Source organism: Paraburkholderia sp. SIMBA_027 (assembly GCF_046535315.1).
Classification (GTDB): domain Bacteria; phylum Pseudomonadota; class Gammaproteobacteria; order Burkholderiales; family Burkholderiaceae; genus Paraburkholderia; species Paraburkholderia tropica.
The window spans coordinates 1-16,646 of the sequence record NZ_JAWRWY010000034.1 but is presented as its reverse complement, the minus strand read 5'-3'; the positions used below and the strand labels follow the sequence as shown (position 1 = coordinate 16,646).

General features: G+C 58.0%; 18 protein-coding genes and 1 other RNA gene. 12 read left to right on the top strand and 7 right to left on the bottom strand.

Features of this window, described 5'->3' with window-relative positions; translation table 11 throughout:
* The first annotated feature begins 21 nt into the window (after nt 1-21).
* The 3 genes from gph to SB764_RS36685 all read left to right on the top strand — a co-directional run bounded on the left by gph (nt 22) and on the right by SB764_RS36685 (nt 2,629).
* A complete protein-coding gene (gene gph / locus SB764_RS36695; protein ID WP_065058272.1) occupies nt 22-747 on the top strand; it encodes a phosphoglycolate phosphatase in 726 nt (241 codons plus the stop codon).
* Nucleotides 748-853: 106 nt separating this feature from the next.
* Nucleotides 854-1,223: a transfer-messenger RNA gene (gene ssrA / locus SB764_RS36690) on the top strand.
* Between the two features lie 164 nt (nt 1,224-1,387).
* A complete protein-coding gene (locus SB764_RS36685; RefSeq protein ID WP_410866285.1) occupies nt 1,388-2,629 on the top strand; it encodes a tyrosine-type recombinase/integrase in 1,242 nt (413 codons plus the stop codon).
* Nucleotides 2,630-2,685: 56 nt separating this feature from the next.
* Here the strand turns inward: SB764_RS36685 and SB764_RS36680 are convergent, their stop codons facing one another.
* Complete coding sequence (locus tag SB764_RS36680; protein ID WP_410866284.1) at nt 2,686-3,588, bottom strand: hypothetical protein; 903 nt, start codon at nt 3,586-3,588, stop codon at nt 2,686-2,688.
* Nucleotides 3,589-3,606: 18 nt separating this feature from the next.
* Between SB764_RS36680 and SB764_RS36675 the strand changes: the two genes are divergently transcribed.
* The 4 genes from SB764_RS36675 (at nt 3,607) to SB764_RS36660 (ending at nt 7,851) form a co-directional block, all read left to right on the top strand.
* Entirely contained in the window at nt 3,607-3,879 is a 273-nt protein-coding gene (locus tag SB764_RS36675; RefSeq protein WP_410866283.1) for a helix-turn-helix transcriptional regulator, read from the top strand.
* A complete protein-coding gene (locus SB764_RS36670) occupies nt 3,876-4,886 on the top strand; it encodes a helix-turn-helix domain-containing protein (RefSeq protein ID WP_410866282.1) in 1,011 nt (336 codons plus the stop codon). Before SB764_RS36675 ends, SB764_RS36670 begins: the two co-directional genes overlap by 4 nt.
* Nucleotides 4,887-5,149: 263 nt before the next feature.
* Entirely contained in the window at nt 5,150-6,208 is a 1,059-nt protein-coding gene (locus SB764_RS36665; protein WP_410866281.1) for a phage/plasmid replication protein, II/X family, read from the top strand.
* Nucleotides 6,209-7,119: 911 nt separating this feature from the next.
* A complete protein-coding gene (locus SB764_RS36660) occupies nt 7,120-7,851 on the top strand; it encodes a hypothetical protein (protein WP_410866280.1) in 732 nt (243 codons plus the stop codon).
* A gap of 43 nt (nt 7,852-7,894) precedes the next feature.
* Here SB764_RS36660 and SB764_RS36655 read toward each other — a convergent pair whose 3' ends face one another.
* Nucleotides 7,895-8,287, bottom strand: a complete 393-nt coding sequence (locus SB764_RS36655; protein ID WP_410866279.1) for a helix-turn-helix domain-containing protein — start codon at nt 8,285-8,287, stop codon at nt 7,895-7,897.
* A 140-nt stretch (nt 8,288-8,427) separates the two neighbouring features.
* Between SB764_RS36655 and SB764_RS36650 the strand changes: the two genes are divergently transcribed.
* Nucleotides 8,428-9,096: a hypothetical protein gene (locus SB764_RS36650; protein ID WP_410866278.1), complete on the top strand. Its 669-nt coding sequence runs from the start codon at nt 8,428-8,430 to the stop codon at nt 9,094-9,096.
* 371 nt (nt 9,097-9,467) lie between these two features.
* Here SB764_RS36650 and SB764_RS36645 read toward each other — a convergent pair whose 3' ends face one another.
* The gene (locus SB764_RS36645; RefSeq protein WP_410866277.1) at nt 9,468-10,316 is read right to left on the bottom strand and encodes a hypothetical protein; all 849 of its coding nucleotides are present in this window, start codon (nt 10,314-10,316) and stop codon (nt 9,468-9,470) included.
* Nucleotides 10,317-10,776: 460 nt separating this feature from the next.
* Between SB764_RS36645 and SB764_RS36640 the strand changes: the two genes are divergently transcribed.
* Together SB764_RS36640 and SB764_RS36635 are read left to right on the top strand one after the other, a co-directional pair.
* Nucleotides 10,777-11,088: a hypothetical protein gene (locus tag SB764_RS36640; protein ID WP_410866276.1), complete on the top strand. Its 312-nt coding sequence runs from the start codon at nt 10,777-10,779 to the stop codon at nt 11,086-11,088.
* Between the two features lie 30 nt (nt 11,089-11,118).
* Nucleotides 11,119-11,598 carry a DUF6650 family protein gene (locus SB764_RS36635; protein WP_410866275.1) on the top strand — a complete coding sequence of 160 codons (480 nt, stop codon included), beginning with the start codon at nt 11,119-11,121 and terminating at the stop codon, nt 11,596-11,598.
* 311 nt (nt 11,599-11,909) lie between these two features.
* On the opposite strand, the gene SB764_RS36630 is transcribed toward SB764_RS36635, so the two are convergent.
* Both SB764_RS36630 and SB764_RS36625 read right to left on the bottom strand, forming a co-directional pair.
* Entirely contained in the window at nt 11,910-12,497 is a 588-nt protein-coding gene (locus SB764_RS36630) for a sugar transferase (RefSeq protein ID WP_410866274.1), read from the bottom strand.
* On the bottom strand, nt 12,494-13,135 hold the full coding sequence (locus SB764_RS36625; RefSeq protein ID WP_410866273.1) for a hypothetical protein: 642 nt from the start codon (nt 13,133-13,135) through the stop codon (nt 12,494-12,496). Before SB764_RS36625 ends, SB764_RS36630 begins: the two co-directional genes overlap by 4 nt.
* A 362-nt stretch (nt 13,136-13,497) precedes the next feature.
* Between SB764_RS36625 and SB764_RS36620 the strand changes: the two genes are divergently transcribed.
* Nucleotides 13,498-14,049, top strand: coding sequence for a GNAT family N-acetyltransferase (locus SB764_RS36620; protein WP_410866272.1), 552 nt, complete (start codon nt 13,498-13,500; stop codon nt 14,047-14,049).
* On the opposite strand, the gene SB764_RS36615 is transcribed toward SB764_RS36620, so the two are convergent.
* Both SB764_RS36615 and SB764_RS36610 read right to left on the bottom strand, forming a co-directional pair.
* Nucleotides 14,042-14,248 carry a hypothetical protein gene (locus SB764_RS36615; protein ID WP_410866271.1) on the bottom strand — a complete coding sequence of 69 codons (207 nt, stop codon included), beginning with the start codon at nt 14,246-14,248 and terminating at the stop codon, nt 14,042-14,044. The two genes, SB764_RS36620 and SB764_RS36615, sit on opposite strands and share 8 nt — an antisense overlap.
* A gap of 565 nt (nt 14,249-14,813) precedes the next feature.
* The gene (locus SB764_RS36610; protein ID WP_410866270.1) at nt 14,814-15,383 is read right to left on the bottom strand and encodes a recombinase family protein; all 570 of its coding nucleotides are present in this window, start codon (nt 15,381-15,383) and stop codon (nt 14,814-14,816) included.
* Between the two features lie 240 nt (nt 15,384-15,623).
* Here SB764_RS36610 and SB764_RS36605 point away from each other — a divergent pair, with 240 nt between their 5' ends.
* Nucleotides 15,624-16,595, top strand: a complete 972-nt coding sequence (locus SB764_RS36605; protein ID WP_410866269.1) for an endonuclease/exonuclease/phosphatase family protein — start codon at nt 15,624-15,626, stop codon at nt 16,593-16,595.
* Nucleotides 16,596-16,646: the final 51 nt, after the last annotated feature.

Here is a 16,646-nt window from a genome sequence, read left to right as displayed (position 1 = left end):
GCGCGCCCGTCACATTCCGACATGACCCAGACCCCGCTTGATACCCCGTCCGCGCCGCGCGACGTCGCCGCGCTCGCCGCCTGCGACGCCGTGCTGTTCGACTTCGACGGCACGCTCGCCGACACGGCGCCCGACCTCGCCGCCGCCGTCAACCAGATGCGCCACGCGCGCGGCCTTGCGCCCGCGCCCTACGAGAAGCTGCGTCCGCTCGCCTCGGCGGGCGCTCGGGGCCTGATCGGCGGCGCCTTCGGCGTGGGTCCCGACGACCACGAGTTCGCCGCCATGCGCGAGGAATTCCTCGCCAACTATGCGGCCAATCTGCGCGTGGAAACGGCGCTGTTCCCCGGCATCGACGCGGTGCTCGACGACCTCGACGCGCGCGGCGTGCTCTGGGGCATCGTCACCAACAAGGTCGCGCGTCTGACCGATCCGCTCGTGAAGCTGATGCATCTCGACACGCGCGCGGCCAGCGTCGTGAGCGGCGACACCACGCCCTACTCGAAGCCGCATCCGGCCCCGCTGCTGCATGCGGCCGAGACGCTCGGCATCGCGCCGCACCGCGTGGTGTATGTCGGCGACGACCTGCGCGACATCCAGGCGGGCCACGCGGCCGGCATGGCCACGATCGCCGCCGCCTACGGCTACTGCGGCAATGTCGAGCCGCCCGCGCAGTGGAACGCCGACTATCTGGCCGATACCGCCGAGACCCTGCTCGCCTTGCTGCGGCCGGTCGGCCGCCGCGACTGATCCATCCCCAGGAACATCTGCGCGTCGAAAGAAACCGCACCCGCGCCCCTTGAAATGGGCGCGGTTCGCCTCATCTCGCGAACTATGGGATAATTGTCCCTCCTCTGGGGCCGACCTGGTTTCGACAGGGGTTATGAAGTAGGCAGGGCATGCCGAGGACCCGTCACCTCGTTAATCAATGGGAAAAACGTAACTGCAAACGACGAAACGTTCGCACTGGCAGCCTAAGGGCCGCCGTCCTCTGCCTGGCTCACTGACGGGCTAGTGTCGCAAGACCGGTAGCAATACCGCCAGAGGTCATATACGTCAGTTAAGCTCTGTCGGCGTCACGACGCCAGAGTCGAAAATTTAGTGAATCGCCGTAGCGCAGCGTGTTCGTCCGCGTCGCTCCGGTTAAATCAAAAGACAGAACTACGCATGTAGAACTGTTTATGGACTGCTTCTGGACGCGGGTTCGATTCCCGCCGGCTCCACCAATATTCCATCCGTGACTGTCTAAGAAAGCCCTGAAACCCGTGATAGCATTGAGCTTCACGGGTTTTTCTTTTCTCGGCACGTGCGGCACCGTTCAGTGGAATCCAGCTTTTTTGGGGGTATTCTAGGGGGTACCTGACGCGCCAAACCAGACCAGTACCCCCACATGGCACTCACCGACATCGCGCTCCGCAACGCACGCCCAGCCGAAAAAGATCAAAAGTTATTCGACGGCAATGGGCTGTTCCTACTTATCAAACCCAGCGGACAGCGTTACTGGCGGCTCAAATATCGTTTCGCAGGAAAGGAAAAACTACTGGCACTGGGTGTCTACCCTGAAGTCACTCTGGCCATCGCCCGCAAGAAACGGGATGACGCACGCGAAAAATTGGCGGCAGGCATCGACCCCGGCGAATCCCGGAAAGCCGAAAAGCGTACCCGGTTGCTCAATGCCGAGAACTCTTTCGAGGCCATCGCCCGCGAATGGCATTCAAAGTACGCCCCCAGTTGGTCGGAGAGCCACGCCGACCGCATTTTGCGTCGTCTCGAAGTGGATGCCTTCCCTTGGATCGGCAGCAAGCCGATTGCGAATTTGACGCCGCCGGATGTTCTCGACATTCTTCGGCGCGTCGAAAAACGCGGCGCACTCGAAACAGCCCATCGATTGCGCGGCAATGTCGGCCAGGTCTGCCGCTACGCCGTGGCAACCGGTCGAGCCGAACGAGACGTGACGGTCGACCTGCGAGGCGCCCTTCCGCCGACCGACACAGAACATATGGCAGCTATCACCGATCCTCACCGAGTCGCAGACTTACTCCGTGATATCGACGGCTACCGAGGATCATTTGTCGTTACCTGCGCCCTGAAACTCTCCCCGATGCTATTTCAGCGCCCCGGCGAACTCCGCTACGCGGCATGGGAAGAATTCGATCTAGACGCCGGCACCTGGGAAATCCCCGGAACCCGAATGAAACGGCGCAAGAAAGCCAAGGCAACCGGCGGTGCTCATATCGTTCCACTACCCAAACAGGCAGTCGACATCCTGCGTGAATTGCATGCCCTAACCGGCGGCGACCACTATTTGTTCCCAAGTATCAGGTCCCGCAGCCGGCCGATGTCTGAGAACACGATCAATAGCGCACTCCGCCGGCTGGGTTACGACGGAGAAACAATGACCGGACACGGCTTCCGGGCGACTGCTCGCACGATCATGGTGGAACGTCTTCGCATAGCAGCCGAGATTGTCGAGGCTCAACTCGCCCACGCCGTAAAAGACCCTCTCGGACGCGCTTACGACCGCACCTCCTTTTTGGAGCAACGCCGCGAAATGATGCAGAAATGGGCGGACTATCTGGATCAGATCAAGGCCGGTGCCACGATCATCCCGATTGGTGCAGCCGCCGCGTAAATCGGCTGAGATGCAACATCCCGGCACGCGATTCGGTTACTGGCTAACTTACGGGATCAGACATCTTTCAGCGCATCGCGTGCGGCGGTGAGACTCTTACGATTCCCGTCTGCCCCGTATCCGGCGAGACGCTTGCCGGGCGCTGCCGCTTTCGCTGCTTCGTCGATGATGTTTGCCATTTCCTGCCCCACGCGAATCAGGCTTATCTGACCGCCATGCAGCAACGCCTTGCCGTCTGCTGTGCCTCGCGCGACATCTTCCAGCAGTTTTAAAAGCGCGCCCATTCGAACCCGGTCGTATCGCCAGCCTTTCGTAATTTCGGTCGACATGCCGACGGTCGAATCCGAAAGCGCCGCGACGGGCGCAAAGCCAAGACCGCGTTCGAACGCTTCCAGCCCATCCCAGCCTACGTCCCGGGCAAACGCAAGAAAACGGTCGAACAGCACATAACGCTCGCGAATCATCCTGCCAGACATGGGGTGAGCAATGGCGGGCAGTTGCTCATGTACCCCGTATCGGGCAATGGCGACCTTGCATCTGCGTTCGTACTCGGCGTATTTCGCTGGATCGTTGACCTTCAAGCTGTCTCGATCTTTCGCAGTGGCATTAACGTTCAGAGAAAGCAGAACGGCCTGCCACATGCGCTGCCCGCCCGACTCCCTCCAATGCCGCCAATCCGGCAACGACGGAGCCTGTTGATTGATATTCTCGCGCGGATGTTCGTCCGGCTCCGGGCGTGTCGGCTCGGCGTTCTTCGACGGCATTTGCAGATGGCCTCTGTTGGTCTGCGAAAAGTATATAGCGGCTGCGCTGGCAAGTTGGTTCGTCGCGATCTGGGAAGTTGCGGGTACTTTCTGGGTACTTGCGGCCTGCGTGGCAAGTTCGCTTTCCGCTCGAACGGCAGCACGCTTCAATAGCCCCAGATCGATCAAATGGAATCCGACGGGATTCCAGCCCATGAACTGAACTGGAGCTGGATGATGGCTGAACTGATTGGAGAAACACTGATTCGCAAGCGCGAGGTGCTGAAATTGACCGGATGGTCGAACAGCACGTTGTACGCGCGCATCGCCGCAGGCGAATTCAAGAAAGGCGTTCGTATTGGCGAGCGTTCCGTGGCATGGCCGCTGAGCGAAGTGCAAGCGTATATCGCTGAGCGTATCGCGGAGCGCGATGCCGGAACCGCGGAAGGTGCTCCCACCGCGAGAAAGAAGCGCACGGACGACATTGCTATGGCGGAGGTCGCATGATGATCCCGCAGCAAAAACCATTGCCGGATTCGGCCGAGGCGCAAACCGACAAGGAGGCCGGTTCCGCCAAGACGCCGCCCGCCCCCAGCGTATTCAAAACGGCACGCGAACGAATCGAAGGTCCGTCGCCGGGTCTGATGCTTGCGGGCTACCACGACAAGTTCATCGAAGACGATTACATCGCGGCCATGCACGCGCAGTTGATGACAGCGGATCGCAAGACCGGCGTGCCGATGCCGAAGGTTAAGCATCTGCATGCGCTGTACTCCGGTCAGCGCGACATGCAGCGGGCCAAAACGCTCGCGTCGATGGAGACATTCCCCAAGGGCACAGCGCCCAGCACGTTTCACGCGTTCGGTTCGCGCGCTCCCTTCGACTTCGGCAGCGAAGAAGGCTCGCATACGCTGCGGACTTTCATCGAACAGAATCGGGAGTGTGCCATTACCGCCAAAGTTACGCTCCGCTCGCACGACCCGCGCCTCGGTGAACGGCTCCTGCGTATCGACATGGCCGCGCGGAACGCCCAAGCCTATGTGATGCTGTTCGTCGACCAGTCGGAGAACGCGGCGAATGCATCGCTGCAACACTTCGCGGACGAGTGCTTCGAAGCTGATATCTGCGACACGAATCCCAACGCTCGCATCAGCTTCTCCATTGCGGCAACGCGTCTTGCCCATCTCTACCGTTACGGGATCGGCAAGGTGCTGGTCAGCGTCAACTGGGGAGCCGAAGGCTACACGCGACAGTACGAGCCGTTCGTTTCGGCTTCGCTCAAGCACCGCTTCGCTTGGCTGCTGGTGGGCTCCGGCGAAAGCTATGAGCAGGCCGCTCAACGATTCAGCGTCAACAAAACAACCATCATGCGCTGGCTGCAAAAGCTGCCGCCCACTCGCGGCAAGCCGATTTCTGAGGAGCTGATCGAGCGTTATCTGGAGGCGATCGACGTGATGGAAATGCGCGATGACAGCGCCATGACGCCCGGTCAGGACGAGCACGACATCGCCTGAGCGTTGCACGCGCCGGATGCGCTTCATGCAACCGGCGCAACGCTCGATATGTCTCTGCTCGCCGCAAGCCTGAAGTGTTGCGTTCATCTGGCTTGCGGTCCGAGCCATGCATGTGCGGCACCGCCTTCGCATCACTCGCGGGTTGGACAGCGCGGCGCTCGCCCAAGGGATACTAGTTAATACCCTCTCAATTTGAGAATCCCAACCCTGTAAATAGAAAATCCGTAGCAGATGCGAATTCACACATTTATTTAGGTAAACGAATGATTGATTTGCTGGATATAACCATCCTTCACCCGCACGAGCAGTTCGGCAACGAACGGGGAAAGCGGTACGAGAACTCCGACGCTGCACCCGTCTTCGATCGGTACAGCAAGAAGGTCTTCCTGCGGCCCGGTGGTGCTCCTGTCGATGCAATGTCGCTGGATGCCGGAACGGCAATTGGCATTCGCGGCTGCCCCCTCAAGCCTCTGCAGGGGCACAACGTATTCGGATCAAACAATGTCTGCCTGCTGGCCGGCACGCTGATCGGCGCGGTGCTCGATGCGCTCGGCGTTCCCTATACCGAGGCGCAGCGTGCGGCGTGGTTTGCCGGTGAATTCGAACTTGCGGAAATTCATATCACCGAGCGGTTCGGCTTGCCTGACGGTATGGAGCAGAAGCAGTTTTATCGGCACATCCTGCGCAATACCTCGTGGGAGTTTCGCCCCGCGTGTCTGCAGCAGGGAACCGGCATCCGTCTGGCGAAGCATCAGAATGGGCCTGCGCTGGTGATGTACGACAAGGCACAGGAATTGACCAGTCGCCGTACCCGTGCCTTCCGTCATCTGCAGGCAGTCGTTGGCGAGACTGATGCCGCCAAAGTGTGGAAGGGGCTGACGATAACCGGCAGCACAAGCATCCGTGCGGAACTGAAAGTGCCGAAAGAGTACCTGGCGCGCCACTACCTCAGGCGCGGGTCTGCGTGGACACAGAGCATCGTTGACGCTGTCTACTGGGAAGAGATGGCGAAGCTTCGGTTCGAGTCCCACGTGTCGCTGAATACGCTGAGACCGGTTATCAATCAGATCGACGACCGGCCTTTGAGGCATGCGCTCGAACTGTGGACCGGTGGCCGGGAACTCCGCACGATCTATCCGCCGTCAAGCTTGGCCCACATTCGATCCCAGGTGCGGCAGGCGACGGGGATTGATATCGTGACGGACGTGCCGATGGAGACTGCGTTGCCTGTTGCCAGCATCCTGTCCCGGGAAAATCTTCGCCCGCAGTTTCCAGCGTGGGCGCGCAAGTTTCCGGCGTGTGCGTTCGGTATGCCGGGGTAGACCGGTCAGTTATCTTGTGAATTCCGAGGCCCGTGCGCCACAGAGCGCCGGACCGTGCAACACAGGCATTTTGCTCGGGTTTCGGGCTGCTGAATGCCTTGGACGGCCTAAAACGGACCAATTTGCTTAAAAAACGAGCAAATGTGGAGCTGCCGGGCAGCAAAATCGCCCGCGCAGCGATCCTTCCCCAACAACTTAAATTACAATTCTTTCATATTGGAGCCGGTCGCCGCCGTCGCCGCTGGCGTTTCGGACCCATGTCTGCCCCTCGGCCAGACTCCTGCGACCGGCTGGCCGGGCTGTACGCGAGCCGGAAGAGGATCGGGATCGAGCCGGGCACGGCGAAATTCCCCAGCGGCGATCGATTCGGTCAAAATTACCGGATTGACCGAGGACGTTCTGTGTCCCTGTCGCTTTTTCCGCGATTTGTGCTAAATTCCGTCCCGGATCGGTCGATTTTTGGTGATTTAGTCGATTTTTCGGTGAAAACGCCCTCATTCAGGCGCTCGCCTGCACTGATCCGGTAATTGCCGGACAAAACACCCGCGTCGCACCTCCGCTGTACTGAAACGCAGCCGCAGCGCCTCCGCGTTTCAGCTTTTCAATCCCCCACGAGCCTTCGATACCGGATAGCCAACCGGGGGAAACGTTCGTTCAAAATATTTAGGTTGACTTATGAATAACAAGGAAGACAAGAAACCTCTTTTCCCACTCGGTCGCACTACAGCAACGCAAGGCGCACTCGCTCTTCTGCAGCGTGCAGAGGTCCATCCCCGTCAATTACTGGATCGACACCGATGCGGCGACTGGGGCGAATTGAGTTCGGAAGATCGGGCGGCAAACGAACGGGCCGTCGCAAATGGAGCGCGCGTCTTCAGTGCCTATGTCGTTGGCCCGAACAACGAGCGTGTATGGGTAATTTCCGAGGCGGACCGAAGCTCGACAACAATCCTGCTGCCCGTCGAATACTAGAGATGAGCGTCATGGTCCAACAGAGATTCCATCCGCTTATCCAGCCGGGGCCCCATCTCGGCGCGGCCGGTTCGACGACAACTGTGCACAGCCAGCAAAGCAGATGGGATTCGACCTGCGCGCTGCACTGCCTCGCGATGGTGCTGAAAATCACCGGCCGGATTACCGATCCGTCACGGGTCGCAACGCGACGGCGACGGATCGAATCGATGCTGTGGCGCAAGACCACCGAGGTCTTCGCGAAAGGAATGACGTTCTCGGAGTTGGCGGTTTTCATCGCCGATCTGGACTGCGGGCTGCGGACAACGCTGCTCGACCACAGTTCGCATCGACAGGCTATCCCTTGGATCGAAGGGGAATTCGCGCAGGGACGGTTGATGATATGCAGCGTTCGACCTGTAGGCGATCGCCAAAATCACGCGGTACTGGCTATTGGTGCAGAAGGTGTTCAACGCGCCGACCGGTTCGAAGCGCACACGCTGCTGATTCTTGATCCGGCAGAAGGGCCTCCGGCTGCGTTTGCGCCATGCAATGCCCGTCTTCAGTACGGCAGCAAGCAATCGGGAACCTTGCCACGGTACGCGACGTACCAGACTGCGGCAGAGAAATTCTCCGTGGTGTTGAACGGCGCTGTGGCGGTTGATGTTGGCGAGCCTGAAAAGCCGCCGTAGCAACTCGATTCAGGCTCGTGTCGAGCAACCCCGACGACGATCGCTACGTTCCCTTCTTTCCTTGTTTGCCTACAGAGCGTTGGCTACGTAGTCCTTGTGACGTATCCAGAAGTGCAAGAGCGTCGTCTACCAGCCTCTCCACAATTTCCTGCTGGGGTGGAGTCAGCGACGAAAGTTTCTCGTGAACTCGCGATGCTCGATCGTGTGAGCTAACGCCTGCGGTACTAAGCAAATCAGCGAGTCGGCACTGAAGGCAGTCGGCGATGCCAGCCAGACGCTCCAGACTGGGGGTCAGCGTACCGCGCTCGATCCGGGAAAGTGACGACTGTTCTATCTGGATCAACTCGGACAATTTTTCCTGAGTCATGTCGAGCGCCTTGCGGCGGGCCGCGATGGCCGCGCCGATCGACCGCGCAAGCTGATCTATGTTGCTCAAGCCTGAAATCCTCCTCGTTTCGACGAGGAAGTGTCAGTTCCCAGCGCACCTTCAGAGAAGGGCGTGGTAGTGCATAATATTCTCCACAGAGAATATTATTGGCCTTTATATAAACCACAACCGAACGGGGTACACCAATCATGAAATTCACACATCTTTCAGCAGCCGTTCTGGCGATCACTATCCCGGCCGCCGCACACGCTCAACTGAACCAGCTTCTCGGCGCGATCCATTCGGCTCAAAGTGCCGTCACGCAGGCGTCGAGGATTTTGCCGCAACAATCCGGGCAGGACTCGATGCAGGACGACCAGAATCTGGCGGCGCGGGCACAAGCCCAGCAAGCTGCGATGCAGCAGCAGGCGCAACAGCAGGAACAGAGCGACAACGCGACGTATCGCGCGCAGATGGAGCAGAGAGCGGCTGCCGGGCGGCAACAGGCGCAGAAGATGGTCGCTGCGCAGGACGCAGCCGATATCGCGAAATATAAGGCGTCACAGCAACGCGACCAGCAAGAAGCACAGCAGCAGGTCGACGCTGCACGGAAAATGATCGAAATTTGCCCCGACCTGGCGAACGCGAAGTACAACCGCGCAGAACAGTTCATTCGCTGCCGCAACAAGGGCATGGCCGAGGAGCAGGAAATGACCTACGTGGGTGGCTTTCCGGTTCTGGCCCAAGCCTACCTGTCCTCCATGGTTCAAGACGTGTACGAGGACGATGTAACCGACCCGGGCAGGGGTAAGGCGATCACGGACTACTATCTCAGCTGCGCGCAACGCGGTACGCCGTGTGCCCGCCCGAAGTGGTAGCAGCTGAAACGTGTCGCCCACCTGCCGCCGCCGCGGCGGGTGTGGCAAGCAAACAACGCGGGACGATCACGAAGTCACTGCGCTCAGCGGGGAATAAAAGTGAAATTCGAGCGAAAGCATTTGCCCGCAGCCCGAGTTTCTCGCCCTTGGCTTTCGCACTCACCTACCCTGCATGTATGCGCTCGATGAGCATGCCCCGCTCGGACTGCGATACGGTCGAGAGTAACCACAACTACCGGCCGATATCGATCCGCTGCGGACTTTCGGCGTAAGTCGTCGTTGACGACTGCTCCCGAACCGTCTTCGGTCATTCCGCATGGAGCCAGGGCAGCATCAATCACCGCCGCCGTGCGATTAGTCGATGGGCCCGCCTACTTCCCTACGCCTTTCACCCCTTCGGCAGCTAATAAAATCCATAGGTCAATTTTGCGCTGGGTGTCCTCCGACATTTTTGTGCGCAGGGCCGGCCAGAGTTGCCCCATGCCCTCGATTGCCTTTGCGATGAAAGGCATGCAGTACTGGAGCGGCAGCGACATTATCTGCAACGCGCCAGGATCGCCAGCGTGAGTCAGTCGCAATTGGCTCAACGCGAATGGCAGCGTATGCACGTACTGAGATAACTGCATTATCACGTTGAGGTAATAATCGTGATTGATCCCGCTCACCTGATTACGATCGCTTTGGATGCGGATGTACGCGGGCGCTTCATTGGCAGTAATTTTCTGCTGGACCTTTCTTGAAAGATTTCCGTAGAACGGATGGGCCATCGCAGCATCACGTAGCTTTTTCGCGTCGTCCCGGAGTTGCTCAATATCCGGGCCTTCCGCTCCGATACCATCTAACATAGTCAGTCGATGTTCCTTATCGTGAAGCTCCCATAACAGGATTCGCATTCCCCGTTCGGGATCAGTCACCGGTTGCAATGCGATATACCCCAACGCATCGAACGACTCGATGAGTGTGCGAGCAATAGCACATGCGGCACCGATGTCCCACAGCTCCGGATTTGAACCGTTTTGAAGCGTCGGCGAGATGCGTCGCAAGCTTATTGCGTGGCAGACCATCTTCGTGAAGATGACTTCGGCAAGTTTCAGATGCTCGTCGATGACCTGTTGCCCGGTCAGACGTCTGGAGAAGCCACAGGCTTCGTCCAGAATCAGGTCGTATTCAGCCAGTATTGCGGTGTATCGGCTGACGGTCATCTGATTGTTGTTGGCCATTTCATTCGCCCATGGTGAAGTCCACTCGCGTAAGTGTATCGGGTCGTGGTGTCGGCAAAGTTGTCTGTTTGAAGCGTGGCACTAAAAGCATGATTTTCACAACGACTGTGTGTGCCGCCGAGCGCTTTTGGCCGCACTGCGTCCTACGAAAGAGCGCGCCAATCGTCTCGCGCGTGCGCCTCATGCAAAAGGCATAAACCGACCCGTTTCTCCTGTTGGAATCGCTAGGGGGCAGCGGCTGGTATCAAGTTGAACAGTCGCTCGGCACGGCTACCCACGGGTAACAACTCAGCCACTGTCGCCATTCGTTCCTCGACGCTCTATAGTGTTGTCCACAACCAAGCAAAGGCGAGCACGGGGATCAAAATTGACAAAGCTAGTTGTATGCTGCGCGGCAGTGCTGGCCTTGCAGGGGTGTGCCACCTACGACCTATCGTTGATGCCGCGCGGAGCGGGGCCGATGGCACATGGCACGGCCAAGCAGATTGACAAGTCTGTTTCAGTCACCTTGGACGGCGAAACATACTTCGGCCACTATGTTTATGTACAGGGCGGCGCTTTCTCCCTCGGGACGGCCTTTGGAAGCGGGCAGGTGGCGACCGGTAGTGCCATCGGCGTGAGCGTTGTTGGTAACGGCAACGTCCTCGCACAGTCCGCTGACGGCCAGCACAACCTGCGATGCGTATTTAATTTCAGCGGGTGGACGCAACAGGGCACAGGCGCGTGCCTAACCGATAACGGCAGTACGTACGATTTGCAAATAACGCGGTAGGCGACGTCTTCGGGGGCGGCCATGCGGTTCATGGAAATCGTTTCGCGCATCACCGGGTTCAGCGTGCCGGTGTTTGGCATCCAGTGGAATCCCAGCGAGGCCGAGCGAGCGGTAGCTCGCCGCGTCCTGACATTCCTGGAAGATCGGCGCGTGTTGTACTCGCCATCGCAAATGGAAGTGCCATCGCACTGTGTGGAATCGGTGCTGCGTATTCGAGAGTCTCTGACTTCCGAACTGGGTACGCTCGACGCCGCCTCGGACATTGCCGCTAGTCTCCGGGCGATGCGCGCCGCGTGCCGGAAGTTCCTAACGACAGTTGATGCCGACGATCGCGCGCCTATCATCTATGGCGCGCAACGCGGACACTACGCCAGTTGGATATTTAATGGCGCGGTGGGCGAGCTACGCGGGGTTTTCGGCGTCCACATCGCGCTGCTTGCCACCAAGCACGGTCTGGACGTTGAGGACGAACTGGCGACGATCATTCCTTCCGCCGCAGAGGATGACTGACGGGCGAGCGACCAGGACGACGATATTGGGCGAAAGCATGTGCAAGGCGACTCCGGTTGGCCGAGTCCTGCCCAATGCGTTTGTCACAAGTCGACCCACACGAGACGCCTAGCTCGCCCGGTAGCGGTCGTTCAAATGTTCCATCCACTGTCTTTCTCGGGTAACGACTCTACCGGATTATTCGGCAAACGTCGTTTGGTGATGGTAGAGGCAGACTTCCCGGCACACCCAACGCCCCAGTTTCTGAAAACCCGCAAATGAAGCAACGCTGTATAGCGCTCCGAAATGCACTGATTATTTCGAATATTAATCTAGTAAGCGTTGCGCTGCCCTGCGCTAAGCACCACCGCCCGCCAAAGAATCTTTAGGTCCAGCAAAAACGACTGCCTTGCAAGATAGTCCAAATCGACAGCGACCATATCTTCCAAAGAGGAAGAGTGATTATAAACTTGCCACAAACCAACTATCCCAGGCTTTGCCATTAGTCTTTTTGCCTGCTGTTCGGTGAGATGTGACGCATCAAACTCTAAAAGCGGCATCGGACCAACTACGCTGATATCGCCCCTAAGCACGTTCAAAAATTGAGGCAACGTGAATAAACCCGTTCTTCTTAGAAAGGCCCCAACACTGGTTACGCGCGGGTCGTCCTTTGCGGAGCGCACGGGGGTCGTAAGATACGAATCGCTCTGATCCACGTACATCGTCCGATATCGAAACAAACGTATTGGCTTGCCGTGGATGCCCACGCGCCGTACCGCAAGGAGAACCGGGCCACGAGAGCTAAGCTTGACCACTAACGCAATTCCAATCAGACACGGTGCTAGTGCAATTAGCGCCAAAACAGAAAAACACACGTCGAACGTGCGTTTTGCGAATCGACTGTAGATCGGCTTTTTCATTTTATGCTCTTAATGATAATCGCGCCATACCGAACCACATAAGCGATCGACAAAACAATCAAAAATAATAGAAGCAATAATGCGGAAATATGCACTATTGCCAGCAGCACGCTGTAAAACATCGACAACGATGCGACCGGGATGTTTGGAACCGGTAATTTGCGTAGATAGAGCGAAAGGCCATTCACGATGACCGTAAATATACTTATCAATTTTATGAGGTTGCTGGTCGGATTCGCTTTGCCAGATGCTTTGGTGCGCGATTGAATACGCGCTTCGCGTTGCTTTTTTTCTTCAGCGCTTTGTACGTTTGCCTTCAACTGCTTGATCTTCTGATCGAGCGTTGACAGCAAATGCTCCGGGGCGGTCACATAAAGAAGCGCGTGAGGGCCTTGTGACCCTTGCTGTAACTCCGATCGCACGAAGAACGCGAATGCATCGGCCGCTGCCGTTCTCCATGCTCCGTGCACGATCGCCCCTTCGGGCGGGCGATAGCCATATGCAGTCCATTCGCTCTCTGGATAGAAGCGCCATCCATCCAGCATATTCTCGACCAAGTTGGGCAGAGAGACATCTCTCCCTGAACTTTTCGGCCAAATTGCCCAACTCGAGGTCATCACTTCTGAGGTCGCTGGCATATCACAGCTTCAAAGTAGCACGTTGGAAACGTTTTGCTGGCGCAACCGTCGAATACAGCAATATTCAAGCGTCACGCGTTCAAACTACGACAATTTTACGCCGTCGCAGCGGTCGCTCTCGCGGCTCGTCGTCGGCTATCACCAGCGCTTGAGGTAACGATCGATGCGGCCGCGCGAAGTGGCCCCCGAATTGTCGACGATTCGACGCCATCTGTCGAATGACTGAAAGTGGCCGCACTGCGTCTAACGATCGTGCCCAGCGAGCGCAGTGGGCGTGCGCTTAATGCAAGGGGCATCACGCGACCTGATTCGGCCAGTCAAGCATGCGCAATGCGGACGCTCACAACGACGTTGCGCTGTCTATGTCCACTCCGGCCAATGGTTCTAGAATTGCTGCTCTCACCTCGAAACTGCTCCTGATGCTTACAATCCGCCCACTCACCAGTGAGTCGCACAGCGATTGCGCGAACGTGTTGCGCATCTTTCTGGAGGCACCTTCGTACAGTGAACTCGTCGAAGGTCGGCCGCCCTCCGAGGAAGATGTTGACGATTTCTTCAATGGCAAGCCAACCAGTAAGGATACGACGGACAAATTAGTCTTCGGATTTTACGTTGGGCCAGACATGGTCGGCTGTGCTGACGTGATTCGCTCATATCCGAACGATGACTGCGTATGGATCGGGTTGCTGCTTTTCTCAGGACCGCATCAGAGTCGAGGGTACGGACAAACTGCGCTGGCTTTGATCAACGAGATGGCGCGTGAGTGGGGCTACCGGAGACTGCAACTCGCCGCTATTTCGACGAATCCGCGCGCGTTAGCATTCTGGCAACGCGAGGGCTTTGAGACCGCCTATAGCACGACCAATCCGAGATTCATCGGCAACGTCATCGTGATGGAGCGACCAATCAGATAGCGGCACCGAATGGCTCAAATTGGCCGAACAGCGCCCCGATGTCGCCCAGTGCATCGCCATCGCGCCCACAGCTCTGTCGGGCAAAGCGCACGTTGAATTCCGCTCTATATCGTTGTTCGCTGATCGTCGTGAGCGAGTCGCGCGGAGAATTCTGGCGTCTTGCCAAAGAAATATCGCACGATGAAATCAATTGCTGCATCTTCGTCCGCGAACTGCCTCACGAAGTCGCCTGGTCCTGGGCCAGGCGTCCAATCCCAAACCGAAACGTGCCAACGATCAGATGCATGCCAGACCGTTGGAACGGGAGCGTCGGTATCATCGCTCGTATGTCCATTTTTATAAGCGTTACGAAGACTGGCAAGCGAATTGCCCTGGACACTAGTGGGTTTCATAATCAGATAACCCGAAGGATGCGCACGGTGATCCGGCGAGAAGAACGGTTCGTCGGGTAATTGCAGCCCCAGATCACGTAACCTGTTGATGGAATCGCTTGAAAGTAGCATTGACGTGGTCAATAAGAAACGTGGCGTAGATCGAAGCAGCAGACTTCATTGTCAACGATTCGGGCGACTACGTCGACTGACCGCTGTTGGCCGCACTCCGCCGGCTGTCGTTGGCCGTGCCTGATCAGCAGTAACGGAGATTCGCGCTGTCACTGAACGGCCGCGAAATGATCGTGAGCGCACTGGCGGCAACAGTTGAATTTTGCTGCGCGGCGAGGCGCCCCCGCCCGAGCCGGATCGTCCGGCTACAGCGTTATCCGTTCAGGACGCGACCTTCAGGATCGTAGGGTGCGAAACACCGTAATCCTTCGCCAGCCCGCGAGCCGTTGCGCCCGCTGCCAGTTTCTGGCGAATCTCGTCCTTTTGCTTGTCGCTCAGAGCGGCGCGCCGCCCGAACTTCTTGCCTTCGGCTTTCGCTCGCGCCAGCCCCGCATGGGTCCGCTCGATAAGCAGGTCCCGCTCGAACTGCGACACGGCGGCGAGCACCGTCATGTGGAGTCGGCCCGATGCGCTGGTCAAATCGACGCCCTTGAGCGCGAGACAGTGCACGTGGACGCCCATCGCTCCCAACTGCTCGACGGTCCCGAGCACGTCCGTCGTGTTCCGGCCCAGCCGGTCCAATTTGGTCACGATGAGTTTGTCCCCTTCGTCCAGCCGGTCCAGCAGCTTGGCGAAACCGGGCCGCTCCGCAGTCGGGACGCTCCCGGAAATGGTTTCTTCGACGGTATGGCGCGGAAGAACGGCAAACCCGGCCGTACGGGCTTCCAGCACTTGATTTTCGGTCGTCTGCTCCGCCGTGGAGACGCGGGCGTACAGGAACGTGCGAGACATTGGCAACCCCGGTAATTAATGGTGGTAGCCAGGATGCCAGGCAATCAACTGGTTTACAAGGACTTTTTTACCAACCCCGGCCCGGGCCGCCGACCGGTAAACAACCGGAGGGTTTATTACCGACCGTGGTGAGGGGCAGTACATCGGGGCACGAACTGTTCATTCGATCGGGTTCTTGTCGGCCAGGTGCCCGATCGCGAGTCAGCCGCCGCGCCGGTCGCCTATGGGAACTCAATAGACATGTTTGCCCGGGGGCCCAGCGGCTTCTTGGGCCAATCCTGTGGTCGCGTAGTGGCGTCGCTGACGCTTCATGCAAACCGTGCAACCTCAGCAACGACTCTCAAATCTGCTGGCAACAACCACGGTTACAATGTTCGCGTAGGCCGTGCCAAGGGAACGGTTGCGACAACGAACGACAATGGGGAAAGAATGCCGTGGACAGCTAGGGGCCCACTCGTATTTGTCTGGTGGAACACGAGTCTGTCTCCTCCCATTCCGCGAAGAAAGGCTACCGATGCAGATTTGGAATTCGTTGTAGCTCAACTGCGCGAAATGCGTAGTGAGGTAGGCTTCGACGTTCTGGCGCTCGGTGAAGTCTGCAGTTCGGACCTTCATGCGATAGTCGAAGGCCTCGGAGACCCAAATCTGAGCATTTATGATGCAACCGACCGCACGAGTCGTTTGATGTTCGACACCGCGGTTATCTACGATCGCAATAAGCTGATCCTTGAGCAAGGCTACCCACTGACTGACAAGTTCGGTCGTAAGACGCTCAAAACCGGCGAGGCTCTTGAATTCCGCCTTGCCGCGACCGATGATACATTCATTTTGGTTACATCGCATTGGCCGAGTCGATTAACGTCAGCAGATGCCTCTTCTGTCCGGACCGAGTTAGGCACAGCGCTTCGTCGGTTTGTTGAACGAATGCACGAGGAGCACGCGGAGCCGTTTGTCATCTTGGCCGGCGACTACAACGATGACCCATTTTCCCCTTCCTTGGCCAATCATTTGCTGGCTACGCGAGACCGGTCGCTAGCGCGCCGCGATTCGAGGTTTTTATATAACCCATTCTGGAGAAAAATAGGCCAATCGCACGACAGCGATCACCCAAATGAGACCGGTGGATTTTGTGGCACGCATTTCTATTCAGGGGGCGAAAATTCTCAATGGTTTACCTACGACCAGAGTAAGCGGCCAGCGATCCCGTCTTGAAGCGCGAGGTTATTCGTTGGCCTGTTTCGGCTGCCATCGATGGGGCAGCAA